The organism is Streptomyces sp. NPDC034085, assembly GCF_055575555.1.
Window position 1 is genome coordinate 702,272 of the sequence record NZ_JBVISL010000002.1, and the last position, 13,124, is coordinate 715,395.

11 protein-coding genes and 2 tRNA genes are annotated in these 13,124 nt (G+C 72.2%); 6 read left to right on the top strand and 7 right to left on the bottom strand.

The annotated features are described in order from the left end of the window. Positions 1–52 precede the first annotated feature (52 nt). The 4 genes from ACZ501_RS08635 (at position 53) to ACZ501_RS08650 (ending at position 5,282) form a co-directional block, all read left to right on the top strand. Positions 53–2,932, top strand: coding sequence for a UPF0182 family membrane protein (locus ACZ501_RS08635; RefSeq protein ID WP_361610527.1), 2,880 nt, complete (start codon positions 53–55; stop codon positions 2,930–2,932). A gap of 59 nt (positions 2,933–2,991) precedes the next feature. Further along, positions 2,992–3,065 (top strand) — tRNA-Met (locus ACZ501_RS08640). 214 nt (positions 3,066–3,279) lie between these two features. Beyond that, complete coding sequence (locus ACZ501_RS08645) at positions 3,280–5,136, top strand: tetratricopeptide repeat protein (RefSeq protein ID WP_468793475.1); 1,857 nt, start codon at positions 3,280–3,282, stop codon at positions 5,134–5,136. Positions 5,137–5,208: 72 nt separating this feature from the next. Beyond that, a tRNA-Met gene (locus ACZ501_RS08650) sits at positions 5,209–5,282 on the top strand. A gap of 127 nt (positions 5,283–5,409) precedes the next feature. Here ACZ501_RS08650 and ACZ501_RS08655 read toward each other — a convergent pair. Continuing rightward, positions 5,410–5,826, bottom strand: coding sequence for a Fur family transcriptional regulator (locus tag ACZ501_RS08655; RefSeq protein ID WP_361610820.1), 417 nt, complete (start codon positions 5,824–5,826; stop codon positions 5,410–5,412). Between the two features lie 128 nt (positions 5,827–5,954). Here ACZ501_RS08655 and ACZ501_RS08660 point away from each other — a divergent pair, with 128 nt between their 5' ends. Continuing rightward, positions 5,955–7,424, top strand: a complete 1,470-nt coding sequence (locus ACZ501_RS08660) for a catalase (RefSeq protein ID WP_468793478.1) — start codon at positions 5,955–5,957, stop codon at positions 7,422–7,424. A 53-nt stretch (positions 7,425–7,477) separates the two neighbouring features. Here ACZ501_RS08660 and ACZ501_RS08665 read toward each other — a convergent pair whose 3' ends face one another. Both ACZ501_RS08665 and hisN read right to left on the bottom strand, forming a co-directional pair. Then, positions 7,478–7,870 carry a CBS domain-containing protein gene (locus tag ACZ501_RS08665; protein WP_361610817.1) on the bottom strand — a complete coding sequence of 131 codons (393 nt, stop codon included), beginning with the start codon at positions 7,868–7,870 and terminating at the stop codon, positions 7,478–7,480. A 189-nt stretch (positions 7,871–8,059) separates the two neighbouring features. Next, complete coding sequence (gene hisN, locus ACZ501_RS08670) at positions 8,060–8,866, bottom strand: histidinol-phosphatase (RefSeq protein WP_361610815.1); 807 nt, start codon at positions 8,864–8,866, stop codon at positions 8,060–8,062. A 135-nt stretch (positions 8,867–9,001) separates the two neighbouring features. On the opposite strand from hisN, the gene ACZ501_RS08675 reads away from it, so the two are divergent. Then, the gene (locus tag ACZ501_RS08675) at positions 9,002–9,571 is read left to right on the top strand and encodes a TetR/AcrR family transcriptional regulator (protein ID WP_362459816.1); all 570 of its coding nucleotides are present in this window, start codon (positions 9,002–9,004) and stop codon (positions 9,569–9,571) included. Here the strand turns inward: ACZ501_RS08675 and ACZ501_RS08680 are convergent. The 4 genes from ACZ501_RS08680 to ACZ501_RS08695 form a co-directional block, all read right to left on the bottom strand. Then, positions 9,537–9,860 (bottom strand): DMT family transporter, encoded by a 324-nt coding sequence (locus ACZ501_RS08680; protein ID WP_351879369.1) that lies wholly within the window; start codon positions 9,858–9,860, stop codon positions 9,537–9,539. The two genes, ACZ501_RS08675 and ACZ501_RS08680, sit on opposite strands and share 35 nt — an antisense overlap. A gap of 114 nt (positions 9,861–9,974) precedes the next feature. Next, the gene (rsgA, locus tag ACZ501_RS08685; RefSeq protein ID WP_468793480.1) at positions 9,975–10,985 is read right to left on the bottom strand and encodes a ribosome small subunit-dependent GTPase A; all 1,011 of its coding nucleotides are present in this window, start codon (positions 10,983–10,985) and stop codon (positions 9,975–9,977) included. Between the two features lie 9 nt (positions 10,986–10,994). Beyond that, entirely contained in the window at positions 10,995–12,353 is a 1,359-nt protein-coding gene (gene aroA, locus ACZ501_RS08690; protein WP_468793483.1) for a 3-phosphoshikimate 1-carboxyvinyltransferase, read from the bottom strand. Between the two features lie 53 nt (positions 12,354–12,406). After that, positions 12,407–13,120, bottom strand: a complete 714-nt coding sequence (locus tag ACZ501_RS08695) for a M50 family metallopeptidase (protein ID WP_361603540.1) — start codon at positions 13,118–13,120, stop codon at positions 12,407–12,409. Positions 13,121–13,124: the final 4 nt, after the last annotated feature.

Here is a 13,124-nt window from a genome sequence, read left to right on the forward strand (position 1 = left end):
GGGCCCAGGACCAGACACAGCGACTTTCGAGGTGCGCACCTTGGCTTTCCAGATGCCGGACCGCGGCGGAGGCCCCTCCGGGCCACGGATGAGAGTCGGCCGCCCGTCCCGGCGTGCCCGGACTCTTCTGACGACCCTGGGCGTCCTTGCCGTCCTGGCGATGGCGTTCGTCATGTTCGCCGGGTTCTGGACGGACTGGCTCTGGTTCCGCTCCGTCAAGTACTCCTCGGTCTTCACCACCACCCTGTGGACCAAGATCGGGCTCTTCGCGGTGTTCGGCCTGCTGATGGCCGCTGCCGTCGGGCTGAACATCTGGCTGGCGCACCGGCTGCGGCCGCCGCTCAGCGCGATGTCGATGGAGCAGCAGAGCCTCGACCGCTACCGGATGAGCGTCGCCCCGTACAAGAAGTGGCTGCTCCTCGCCATCGCCGTGATCGTGGGGCTGATCGCGGGCGCGTCGGCGGCCGGCCAGTGGAAGACCTGGCTGATGTACGTGAACGGGGTGCCCTTCGGCAAGAAGGACCCCCAGTTCCACCTGGACGTGTCGTTCTACACCTTCGACCTGCCCTGGTACCGCTTCCTGCTCGGCTTCGGCTTCGCCGCGGTCGTGCTGTCGGTGATCGCCGCCGTCGTCGTGCACTACCTGTACGGCGGACTGCGCGTGACCAGCCCGGGCGCCCGGGCCACCGCCGCGGCGACCGGGCACCTGTCGGTTCTGCTCGGCCTCTTCGTCACCCTGAAGGCGCTCGCGTACTGGCTCGACCGGTACGGCCTCGCCGTGAAGTCCAGCGACTTCAAGGCCGCCGACAACTGGGCGGGCCTGCGCTACGTCGACGCCAACGCCTACCTCCCGGCGAAGACGATCCTCGTCGCCATCGCGGCGATCTGCGCGGTGCTGTTCTTCGCCACCCTGTGGCGGCGCACCTGGCAGCTACCGGTCATCGGCTTCGGCCTGATGGTCCTCTCCGCGATCCTCATCGGCGGGCTGTACCCGGCGATCGTGCAGAAGTTCCAGGTCCAGCCGAACGAGCAGGCCAAGGAATCGCCGTACGTCGAGAAGAACATCAAGGCGACGCGCGACGCCTACGGCATCGAGGGAGCGGACGTCGGGGAGTACCCGGGCGTGCCGCAGACCGAGGACCGGACCAAGCTGCGGCCGGTGGCCGACAGCACGGCCAGCCTGCGCCTCCTCGACCCGAACATCGTCTCGCCGGCCTTCCAGCAGCTCCAGCAGGTCAAGGGCTACTACGGCTTCCCGTCCACGCTGGCGGTCGACCGGTACGACGGCCAGGACACGGTCATCGGGCTTCGCGAGCTGAACATCGGCGGCATCCCGAAGAACAACTGGATCAACGACCACTTCAAGTACACGCACGGCTACGGCGTGGTCGCGGCCAAGGGCACCACCGTCAAGGACGGCGCCCCCGACTTCACCCAGTCCGACCTGCCCTCGAAGGGCATGTTCGGCACGGACTTCGAGCAGCGCATCTACTACGGCGAGCAGACGAAGCAGTACTCGATCGTCGGCGGTCCGCAGAAGGAGCTCGACTACTCGGACGACAGGGGCGAGAAGGAGACCAGTTACGAGGGCCGTTCCGGGGTCAACCTGGACAACCCCGTCAACCGGGCCGCGTACGCGCTCGCCTTCAGCGAGCCGCAGATCCTGTACTCGGGCGCCATCGGCGAGGGTTCGCGGATCCTCTACAACCGCACGCCCAAGGACCGCGTCGAGGCCGTCGCGCCCTGGCTGACCATCGACGGGGCCCCGTACCCGGCCGTCGTCGAGGGCCGCATCAAGTGGATCGTCGACGCCTACACCACGACGAACGGCTACCCGTACGCCTCGCGGACCACGCTGGGCCAGAGCACCGCGGACTCGCTGACCAACAGCCAGCGCGCGGTGGTGGCGCAGGAGAACCAGGTCAACTACATCCGCAACTCGGTGAAGGCCACGGTCGACGCCTACGACGGCACCGTCGACCTGTACCAGTGGGACACCAAGGACCCGGTCCTGAAGACCTGGATGAAGGCCTTCCCTGGCACGGTCAAGCCGAGGAGCGAGATCTCCAAGCCGCTCATGGACCACCTGCGCTACCCGCAGGACCTCTTCAAGGTCCAGCGCGAGCTGCTGACCCGCTACCACGTCACGGACCCGCAGACCTTCCTCAGCGGCAGTGAGGCCTGGGCCGTCCCGGACGACCCGACGACCAAGGCCGGTACGGCGGTTCCGCCGTACTACCTGTCGATGAAGATGCCGGGCCAGCCGGAGAAGGACCAGGTCTTCTCGCTCACGACGACCTTCACGCCGAACGAGCGGCCCAACCTGAGCGCCTTCATGGCGGTCAACGCCGATCCCGGCACCAAGGACTACGGCAAGATCCGCATCCTGAAGATGCCGACCAGCAAGCCGCCGGACGGCCCCGGCCAGGTCCAGAGCAAGTTCCAGTCGGAGCCGAAGATCGCCGAGTCGATCCGCCTGCTGCGCGGCGGCGACTCGGAGATCGAGTACGGCAACCTGCTCGCGGTCCCGATGGACGGCGGCATGCTCTACGTGGAGCCGGTGTACGTGCGCAGCTCCGGGCTGAAGTACCCGCTGCTGCGCAAGGTGCTGGTGACCTACGGCGGCCAGACGGCCTTCGAGGACACCCTGGAGAAGGCGCTGAGCGTGGTCTTCGGAGCCGAGGCCCCGACCACGCCCACCACGCCGACGCCGCCGACCACCCCGACGAACCCGAACACCCCGCCGACCGCGCAGGACCCGACGGTCAAGGCGGCCCTCGCCGACGCCCAGAAGGCCGTCGAGGAGGCCGACAAGGCCATGAAGGCGGGCGACTGGGCGGCGTACGGCAAGGCGCAGAGCGACCTCCAGGCGGCGCTGAAGCGGGCGGTCGAAGCCGAGGCGAAGCTGACGGCGCCCAAGCCGGCCGGGTAGGCGGTGCGGACAACGCCGTAACGGTTCCGTCCCGCGTCGTGATACTGTGGTTTCACCGACGCGGGGTGGAGCAGCTCGGTAGCTCGCTGGGCTCATAACCCAGAGGTCGCAGGTTCAAATCCTGTCCCCGCTACTGAAGACGAAGGCCCGGATCCCATGGGATCCGGGCCTTCGTCATGTCCGGAGCCGCCGAACGGGCGCGGCTGGGGGACACGGGGTCACTGGGGCGGGTGAGTTGGGGTATGAGCGTGTTTGACTTGTCTCTCTGTGGGCATGTCGACAAAACGCTGTAGTGACCTCACTGGCTGCGACATACCAGGTGTACGCGGGTAGCAGGTGATGCGACGATGGGATTTATGGGGGACAGGTCAACTCTGCTGGAGACAGGGCGGTTTGTGAGGGCGGAGGCCGAGTCGGGCACGGGAACGGGCAAGGCCGCTCCGACCGTTAACGCGCAGACCGCACTGACCGATGCGGATTTCGCGGCAGAAGCGTTCGGGGACGCCGAGGGCGCCACCGACGCCGAGCTGGAGGCCCGTCACCGGGTGGCCGCCGACAAGGGCGACCCGGGCGCCATGAGCGTGCTCGGCGCGCTGCTGCTGCGCCGCGGCGACCTCGCCGGGGCGGAGCCCTACCTGCGCGGCGCCACCGCCGCCGGCGACCGCGCCGCCGCCAACAACCTCGGGGTCCTGCTCCTCCAGCGGGGCTACCCCGAGGAGGCCGCGGGCTGGTGGCGGGTCGCCGCCGTCGCCGGCTCCGCCCCCGCCGCGCACGCCCTGGGACGCCACTACCGCGAGCGCGGTGACGAGCCCGCCGCCGAGTACTGGCTGCGCCAGGCGGCGGAGTCCGGGCACGCCCTGGGCGCGTACGGCCTGGCCGACCTGCTGGAACACCGGGGGGACAAGGGCATCGAGCGCTGGTACCGGGCCGCCGCCGAGCAGGGGCACCGCGAGGCCGCGTACCGGCTCGCCCGCCATCTGCGCAAGGGCGACCCGGCCGAGGCCGAGCAGTGGTACCGCCAGGCCGCCGCGCGCGGACACCGGCGCGCCGGTCTGCACCTGGGCGCCCTGCTGGAGGCGCGCGGCGAGCTGAAGGAGGCCGGCCGCTGGTACCTGAGCTCCGCCAAGCAGGGCGAGGCCCGGGCGGCGTGCGCCCTGGGCTTCCTGCTGCGCGACGCCGGCGACGAGGACAGCGCGGCCGCCTGGTGGCACCGGGCGGCACAGGACGGCGACGGCAACGCGGCGAACGCCCTGGGCGCGCTGCACGCGGCCCGCGGCGAGACCCAGACGGCCGAGAAGTGGTACCGGGTCGCGATGGACGCGGGCGACCACAACGGCGCCTACAACCTCGCCCTCCTCTGTGCCGCCCAGGAGCGGACCGCGCAGGCCGAGCAGTGGTACCGGCGGGCGGCCTACGCCGGCCACCGCGAGGCCGCCAACGCGCTCGCGATCATGCTGCTCCAGGCCGGGGACGCGGCGGGCGCCGAGCCCTGGTTCTCCAAGGCGGCGGAGGCGGGCAGCGTCGACGCCGCCTTCAACCTCGGGATCCTCTTCGCCAGCCGCGACGAGGACCGCTCCGCGCTGAAGTGGTACGAGCGGGCCGCGGCGGCCGGGCACACCGACGCCGCGCTCCAGGTCGGGATCGCCCTGGTGCGCGACGGCGAGGAGCGGGCCGCCGAGCGGCACCTGCGGTGCGCGGCGGGCGGCGGCAGCGCGGAGGCGGCGTTCCGCCTGGCGTCCCTGCTGGAGTCGCTGGCCCCGCCGCCGGAGCCGGTGGCCCTCGGCGAGCCCGTCGGCGGCGCGGCCCGCACCGAGAGCGAGGAGTGGTACGAGCGTGCCGCCGAGCAGGGCCACCGGCGGGCCCAGGTGCGGGTCGGCATGCTCGCCGCCGCCCGGGGCGACCTCGCGGTGGCCGCCCGGTGGTACCGGGAGGCGGCCGAGGCGGGCTCGCGCAACGGCGCCTTCAACCTGGGGCTGCTGCTGGCCCGCGAGGGCGACGAGCCCGAGGCGGCCCTGTGGTGGACCCGCGCGGCGGTGGCCGGGCACGGCCGGGCCGCGCTGCGGCTGGGGCTGCTCGCGGCCCGGCACGGCGATCTGGCGGAGGGGCAGAAGTGGTGCGTACGGGCCATGGAGCTGGGGCCGGCCGAGGTGTCCGAGCGCGCCGCCCGGCTGCGCGACGCGCTGGCGGAGGAGCTGTCCGCCTGAACGCCCCGTGCGGGGCGCCGGCCAACTGATTTGCATCTGCCGGGTGGCCTCCCGTAGAGTCGGGTTTACCGACGCGGGGTGGAGCAGCTCGGTAGCTCGCTGGGCTCATAACCCAGAGGTCGCAGGTTCAAATCCTGTCCCCGCTACTGAAGGCCCGAGGCCCGGATCCCCTGGATCCGGGCCTCGAGTCGTTTCTGATCGCGAAGACGGCATGCGGGAAGGGCGGGAGGCCCGGAGCCTCCCGCCCTTCCCGCGTCGTGTCCCGCGTCGTGTCTAGGCGCCCGCGCAGTTCGGGCAGACCCCGCGGTAGGTCACCTCGACCGCCGAGACCGTGAAGCCGAAGCGCTCGCCGTCGGGCAGGTCCGCCAGCGGGTCGCCCGCCGGGTGCACGTCCCGGATGGCACCGCACTGGGCGCAGACCAGGTGGTGGTGGGGGCGGTGGGCGTTCGGGTCGTACCGCTTGGCACGCCGGTCCGTCGAGACTTCCAGGACCTCGCCGAGCGAGACCAGCTCGCCCAAGGTGTTGTAGACCGTGGCTCGAGAAATCTCCGGCAGTTTGGTCACAGCGCGTGCGTGCACCTCGTCTGCCGTCAGGTGAACGTGGTCACCGTCGAGCACCTCGGCCACGACGCGGCGCTGGGCCGTCATGCGCCAGCCGCGTCCGCGAAGTCGTTCCAGCAGGTCACTCATACACGCCAGCCTAACAGCGGGGACTCGGTGCAGATCCCGAACCGGTGTGGACTTGGATGTGCGCTTGACTTAGACAAAGTCCATCGTAGGATCAGGTACAACACACGGCGAGGACAGGACACGCAGGAATGACGCAGGAGGCGCACGTGACGCAGGGACCGCTCACCACGGAGGCCGGGGCGCCGGTCGCCGACGACCAGAACAGCGAGACCGCCGGTCCCGGCGGCCCGGTTCTGGTCCAGGACCAGCTCCTGCTGGAGAAGCTCGCGCACTTCAACCGCGAGCGCATCCCGGAGCGCGTGGTGCACGCCCGCGGTGCCGGTGCCTACGGCACCTTCACGGTGACGGCCGACGTCACCCGGTACACCCGCGCCAAGTTCCTCTCCGAGGTCGGCAAGCAGACCGAGACCTTCCTGCGCTTCTCCACCGTCGCCGACAGCCTCGGCGGCGCCGACGCGCGCCGTGACCCGCGCGGCTGGGCGCTGAAGTTCTACACCGAAGAGGGCAACTACGACCTCGTCGGCAACAACACCCCGGTCTTCTTCATCCGGGACGCCATCAAGTTCCCCGACTTCATCCACACCCAGAAGCGCGACCCGTACACCGGCTCGCAGGAGCCGGACAACGTCTGGGACTTCTGGGGCCTGTCGCCCGAGTCCACCCACCAGGTGACCTGGCTGTTCGGTGACCGCGGCATCCCGGCGTCCTACCGCCACATGAACGGCTACGGCTCGCACACGTTCCAGTGGAACAACGAGGCCGGTGAGGTCTTCTGGGTCAAGTACCACTTCAAGACCGACCAGGGCATCAAGAACCTCACCCAGGCCGAGGCCAACCGGCTCGCCGGCGAGGACCCGGACTCCCACCAGCGCGACCTGCGCGAGTCCATCGAGCGGGGCGACTTCCCGACCTGGACCGTGCAGGTCCAGATCATGCCGGCGGCCGAGGCGGCGGACTACCGCTTCAACCCGTTCGACCTCACCAAGGTGTGGCCGCACGAGGACTACCCGCCGATCGAGATCGGCAAGCTGGAGCTCAACCGCAACCCGGAGAACGTCTTCGCCGAGGTCGAGCAGTCCATCTTCTCCCCGGCGCACTTCGTCCCCGGCATCGGTCCGTCCCCGGACAAGATGCTCCAGGGCCGTCTCTTCGCGTACGGCGACGCGCACCGCTACCGCGTCGGCATCAACGCCGACCACCTGCCGGTGAACCGCCCGCACGCCACCGAGGCGCGCACCAATTCCCGTGACGGCTTCCTCTACGACGGCCGCCACAAGGGCGCGAAGAACTACGAGCCGAACAGCTTCGGCGGCCCCTTCCAGACGGACCGCGCGCTGTGGCAGTCCACCCCGGTGACCGGCGGCACGGGCAACCACGCCACGCCGTCGCACGCCGAGGACGACGACTTCGTCCAGGCCGGCAACCTCTACCGCCTGTTCTCCGAGGAGGAGAAGACCCGTCTGATCGAGAACCTGTCCGGCTTCATAGCCAAGGTCTCCCGTGACGACATCGTCGAGCGTGCGATCGACAACTTCCGTCAGGCGGACGGAGACTTCGGCAAGCGGCTCGAGGTCGCGGTCCAGGCCCTGCGCGGCTGAGGCTCCCTTGCCGGGGCTGAAGGGCCGGACCCCGACGGGTCCGGCCCTCCGGTCTACGCGGGCACGGCCCGGCGGGCCGGAACCCAGCAGCGGATGACGTCGCGTACGGAGACGATGCCCACCGGGCCGCCGTCCTCCAGCACGATCAGGTGCCGGAACCCGCCGTGTGCCATCGCCTCCGCGGCCTCCTGCACGGTGGCGTCGGGGGTGCAGAAGACGACGTTGTTCGTGGTGTGGGCGCCCACCGACTCCCGGTCAGGGTCGTGGCCCGCGCCGATCGAGTTCAGGATGTCGCGCTCGGTCAGGATGCCGATGCCGCTGTGGTCGGGATCGAGGACGACGGCCGCGCCGACGCGCCGGCCGGACATCAGGCAGGCCGCCTGACGCAGGGAGTGGGCGGGGCCGAGGGTGAGGATCACGGTGCTCATGGCGTCGCGGACGAGCATGAAGGGAGCCACCTCCTGGGGTGAGCCCCCGCCGGGTCGGTGCGGTGCGTGGTGGGCCTCCACTTAGAGAAGCCGTTCACAAGCGCACAAGCGGGGGGATCCTCAGATTCCCACGCACACGGAAAGTCATCAAGGGGGCACGCTCGGCGCGTACGGGCGCCGCGCGGGGGCGCCCGTACGCGCGCCGGCTCAGGCGTCGCGGTTGAGGAAGCCGAGCATCTCCTCGTGCAGCAGCCCGTTCGACGCCGCCGCGTTGCCGCCGTCCACGCCCTCGACGCCGTCCAGGCTGGTGAACCGGCCGCCCGCCTCCTGGACCACGACCGCGATGGCGGCCATGTCCCACAGGTTCAGCTCCGGCTCGGCGCACAGGTCCAGCGAACCCTCGGCGACCATCATGTACGGCCAGAAGTCGCCGTAGGCCCGGGTGCGCCAGCAGGCGCGCGTCAGGTCCAGGAAGCCGGGGAGCCGGCCCTGCTCCTCCCACCCGCTCAGCGAGGAGTACGCGAACGAGGCGTCGCCCAGAGAGGCCACCTTCGACACGCCGATCGGCCCGGACGGCTCGCCCAGCGCGCCGCCCGCGAAGGCGCCCCCGCCCTGCGAGGCCCACCAGCGCCGGCCCAGCGCCGGGGCCGAGACGACGCCGACGACCGGGCGGAACACCCCGTCCCCGCCCTCGGCCATGAGGGAGATCAGCGTCGCCCAGACGGGCACGCCGCGCACGTAGTTCTTCGTCCCGTCGATCGGGTCCACGACCCAGCGGCGCGGGCCCTCGCCCTTGAGCCCGTACTCCTCGCCCAGGATCGCGTCGCCGGGCCGCGCGGCCAGGATGCCGGCCCGCACGACCTCCTCGGCGGCCTTGTCGGCCTCGCTCACGGGGGTCATGTCCGGCTTCGTCTCGACCTGGAGGTCCAGGGCGCGGAACCGCTGCATCGTCGCGGCGTCCGCCGCGTCGGCGAGTTCGAGGGCAAGGCGCAGGTCATCGGCATACGTGGACATGGCCGAACAGTACCGAGACCGCCGCCCCCCGGCGAACGGGGTCCACAGTGCGGCCGGGACGCGCCCTTGACAGGATCTGGCGGCCCGTCAACTCTGGCGGGAGGCCCGGACGGCGATCCCCGCGGGGAGGTGGCGATGGCGACGGCCCGTGAGTCCCTGCTGCGGGCGGCCGAGGCCGCGCTGGCCGCGCGGCCCTGGCCGGCGGTGCGGATGGTCGAGGTCGCGGCCGCCGCCGGAGTGTCGCGCCAGACCCTCTACAACGAGTTCGGCGGCAAGGCGGGCCTGGGCAGGGCCCTGGTGCGGCGCGCCGCCGACTGGTACCTGGACGGGGTGGACGGCGCGCTGGCCGCCCCGGCCGCGCACAGCTCCGCCGAGCGGCTCGCCGCCGTCGCCGAGTGGACCGTACGGGCGGCCCGCGCGCGGGCTCTCGTACGGGCCCTGCTGACCGGTTCCTGGGGGCCGGCCCTGCCGGCGCCGCCCGCCGCGGGGAGCCGGCAGGCGCTCGGGCCGGGGGAGCTGACCCGGGCGGCCCGCGACCGGGCCGCCGCCGCGCTGCCGCAGGAGCCGGCGCGCCGATGCGAGCTCGCCGTACGGATCGCGCTGTCCTACGTGGTCGCGCCGGGGGAGCCGGGCCAGGAGCCGGCGGCGGGGGCGGAGCTGCTGGGGCTGCTCAGTGCGCCGAGCCGGAGAGCTGGAGGCCGATGACGCCGAGGATCACCAGCGTGATCGAGACGAGCTTGAGGGTGGAGACCAGGTCGCCGAGGAAGACCATGCCGTAGATCGCCGTCCCGGCCGCCCCGATGCCCGTCCACACCGCGTACGCCGGCCCCACGTCCAGCTTCTTGAGCGCCAGGGTCAGCAGTCCGAAGCTGCCGAGCGCGAAGCACGCGAAGGCGATCGTCGGCCACAGCCGGGTGAACCCGTGCGACAGCTTGAGGCACACCGCGAAACCCGTCTCCAGGAACCCGGCGACCACGACCAGCAGCCACGCCATGGCGTATGCCTCCCCGCGTCAGGTGACTCGGCGTCACTTGGTGCGATTATGCATTTACCAGACGCGGCCCGGGGCAAACCCCGCCGATGGCCGGCCCGCTGCCCGCGGGGCGCCTCAGTCGCCCTCGCGCCGCTCGCGGGTCTCCAGCAGACGCCGCAGCGAGTACAGCCGCGCGGGGTCCGCGTGACCGTCCTCCACCCACTGGTCGAGCGCGCAGTCGGGCTCGTCGTGGCTGCACGCGCGCGGGCACTCCTCGGTCCCCGGCACCAGGTCCGGGAAGGCCAGGACCACCCGGGACGGGTCCACGTGGTGCAGGCCGAAGGAGCGCACGCCCGGCGTGTCGATGACCCAGCCGTCCCCGGAGGGCAGCGGCAGGGCCAGCGCCGAGGTGGTGGTGTGCCGGCCCCGGCCGGTGACGGCGTTGACGTGGCCGGTGGCGCGCTGGCGGCCCGCACCGACCAGCGAGTTCACCAAGGTGGTCTTGCCGACGCCGGAGTGGCCGACGAAGGCGGTGATCCGGCCCTCCAGGCGCTCGCGCACCCGCTCGGCGGCGTCGCCCACCGCCAGCTCCTCGCGGTTGGTGACCACGTAGTTCACGCCGAGCGTCGCGTAGATCTCCAGGATCTTGTCGGCGGAGGTCAGGTCGGACTTGGTGAGCACCAGCAGCGGCTCCAGCCCGGCGTCGTACGCGGCCACCAGGCAGCGGTCGATCATCCGGGGCCGCGGCTCCGGGTCGGCCAGCGCCGTGACGATGGCCAGCTGGTCGGCGTTGGCGACGACCACCCGCTCGTACGGGTCGTCGTCGTCCGCGGTGCGCCGCAGGACGGACCTGCGCTCCTGGATCCGCACGATCCGCGCGAGGGTGTCCTTCTTGCCGGACAGGTCCCCGACGAGCGACACCCGGTCGCCGACGACCGCCGCCTTGCGGCCCAGCTCGCGGGCCTTCATGGCGGTGATCTTGCGGTCCTCGACCAGGCAGGTCAGCCGGCCGCGGTCCACGGTGAGGACGAAGCCGTCGGCGGCGTCCTCGTGTTTGGGCCGGATGCTCGTCCTGGCCCGGTTGCCCTTGGGGTTCGGGCGCTGGCGGATGTCGTCCTCGTCGGTGTGCTTGCCGTACCTGCGCATGGCGGGCCCCTACGCTCCCGCTCCCGTCGTGCCTCGCGGAGCTTGACCGAGCATGTCGGCCCACATCTTCGGGAAGTCCGGCAGGGTCTTCGCGGTCGTCGCCACGTTCTCGACCCGCACGCCCGCCACGGCCAGGCCGATCACCGCGCCGGCGGTGGCCATGCGGTGGTCGTCGTAGGTGTGGAAGACACCGCCGCGCAGCGGGCGCGGACGGATGCGCAGCCCGTCGGCGGTCTCGGTGACGTCGCCGCCGAGGCCGTTGATCTCCGCCGTCAGCGCCGCCAGGCGGTCCGTCTCGTGCAGCCGCAGGTGCGCCACCCCGCGCAGGACCGATTCCGAGTCGGCCAGCGCCGCGACCGCGGCGATGCCCGGGGTCAGCTCGCCGACCTCGCTCAGGTCCACGTCGATGCCGTGGATCTTCCCGGTGCCGGTGAAGACCAGGCCCGCGTCGGTCAGCTCGCAGGAGCCGCCCATCTCGGTGAAGATCCGGCGCAGCGCGTCACCGGGCTGCGTGGTGCGGCGCGGCCAGTCCGGGACGGTGACCGTGCCGCCGGTGATCAGGGCCGCGGCCAGGAAGGGCTGGGCGTTCGACAGGTCGGGCTCGACGACCATGTCGCGGCCGAGCAGCGCGCCCGGCGTCACCCGCCACACGTCCTTCTCGCCGCCGGCCTCGGGGGTGTCGACCTGGGCGCCCGCCGCGCGCAGCATCTCGACGGTCATCCGGATGTGCGGCATCGACGGCAGGTTGCCGCCCACGTGCCGGACCTCCACGCCCTGGTTGAAGCGCGGGGCGGAGAGCAGCAGCGCCGAGACGAACTGCGAGGAGTTGGAGGCGTCGATCTCGACCGTGCCGCCCTCCAGGGCCCCGCCGCCCTGGACGGTCATCGGCAGCGCGCCGCGGCCGTCGTCGTCGATCCGGGCGCCGAGGGTGCGCAGGGCGGTGATGACCTGGCCGAGCGGACGCTCGTAGGAGCGCGGGTCGCCGTCGAAGCGGATGTCGCCGTCGGCGAGGGTGGCCACGGGCGGCAGGAAGCGCATGACCGTGCCCGCGTTGCCCACGTCGACGGTGGCCGGGCCGTGCAGGGCGGCCGGGATGATCCGCCAGGCCTCGCCGCTGTCGCCGTCGGCGGAGCTGGAGGAGACGGTCTCCTCGATGCCGACGCCCAGCGCGCGCAGCGCGTCCGACATCAGCTGGGAGTCGCGGGAGCGCAGCGGCCGGCGCACCCAGCCCGGCTCGGCCGCGAGGGCGGCGAGCACGAGGGCCCGGTTGGTGACCGATTTCGACCCCGGCACGGTGACGGTGGCGTGGACGGCCCCGTCCGCGAGCGGAGCGGGCCAGAGGTCATGGAGCGCGGGGGTCTCGGTCATGGCCCTTACTTTAGTGGCTCCCCACCGCCCCCGATCTGGATCGGGGCGCCGTCTCAGAGGGCGAGCAGCCAGCGCCCGCCGCCGATGAGGCAGCACAGGGTGACCGTGTGGAACATGAGCAGCCAGGCGACGGGGTGGACGTGCGTGAGCCGGCCCAGCTGGTCGGCGTCCGACTCCGGCGCGCCGCCGTGCCGGCGCTTGGCCTGGAGCTCGAACACCGGACGCACCGCGCCCAGCAGCAGGAACCAGACCACCGCGTACGCGAACGCCGCCTGCACGGCTGCCGGGGCCAGCCAGGACACCAGCAGGAACGCCCCGCCGGTCAGCACCACCGTCAGCAGCCCGTACGCGTTGCGGATCATCACCAGCAGCGCCACCAGCAGCGCGGTCGCCGCCCACAGCAGCAGCGTGACGCGGTGCGCCGACAGCAGGGCCGCCCCGCCCAGACCCAGCAGCGCGGGCGCCGTGTAGCCGGCGGCCAGGGTCAGGACCATCCCGAGCCCGGTCGGCTTGCCCCAGCTGACGGTGACCCCGCTGGTGTCGGAGTGCAGCCGGATCCCGGAGAGCCTGCGCCCCGTCAGCAGGGCCACCAGCCCGTGGCCGCCCTCGTGCGCGATGGTGATCGCGTTGCGGGCCGGCAGCCACAGCGCCCGGGGCGCGACGGCCGCGAGCGCGGCCAGGCCCGTCACCACCACCAGCCACCAGGGGGCCGGCGCCTGTATTCCGGTGAGCCGGTCCCACAGGCCGGCTGTCGTGCTGCTGTCCATGGAG

Coding starts and splice junctions, on each gene's coding strand:
- ACZ501_RS08635 (WP_361610527.1), top strand. CDS start 53: ATGCCGGACCGCGGCGGAGGCCCCTCCGGGCCACGGATGAGAGTCGGC.
- ACZ501_RS08645 (WP_468793475.1), top strand. CDS start 3,280: ATGGGATTTATGGGGGACAGGTCAACTCTGCTGGAGACAGGGCGGTTT.
- ACZ501_RS08655 (WP_361610820.1), bottom strand. CDS start 5,826: ATGAGTGACCTGCTGGAACGACTTCGCGGACGCGGCTGGCGCATGACG.
- ACZ501_RS08660 (WP_468793478.1), top strand. CDS start 5,955: ATGACGCAGGAGGCGCACGTGACGCAGGGACCGCTCACCACGGAGGCC.
- ACZ501_RS08665 (WP_361610817.1), bottom strand. CDS start 7,870: ATGCTCGTCCGCGACGCCATGAGCACCGTGATCCTCACCCTCGGCCCC.
- hisN (WP_361610815.1), bottom strand. CDS start 8,866: ATGTCCACGTATGCCGATGACCTGCGCCTTGCCCTCGAACTCGCCGAC.
- ACZ501_RS08675 (WP_362459816.1), top strand. CDS start 9,002: ATGGCGACGGCCCGTGAGTCCCTGCTGCGGGCGGCCGAGGCCGCGCTG.
- ACZ501_RS08680 (WP_351879369.1), bottom strand. CDS start 9,860: ATGGCGTGGCTGCTGGTCGTGGTCGCCGGGTTCCTGGAGACGGGTTTC.
- rsgA (WP_468793480.1), bottom strand. CDS start 10,985: ATGCGCAGGTACGGCAAGCACACCGACGAGGACGACATCCGCCAGCGC.
- aroA (WP_468793483.1), bottom strand. CDS start 12,353: ATGACCGAGACCCCCGCGCTCCATGACCTCTGGCCCGCTCCGCTCGCG.
- ACZ501_RS08695 (WP_361603540.1), bottom strand. CDS start 13,120: ATGGACAGCAGCACGACAGCCGGCCTGTGGGACCGGCTCACCGGAATA.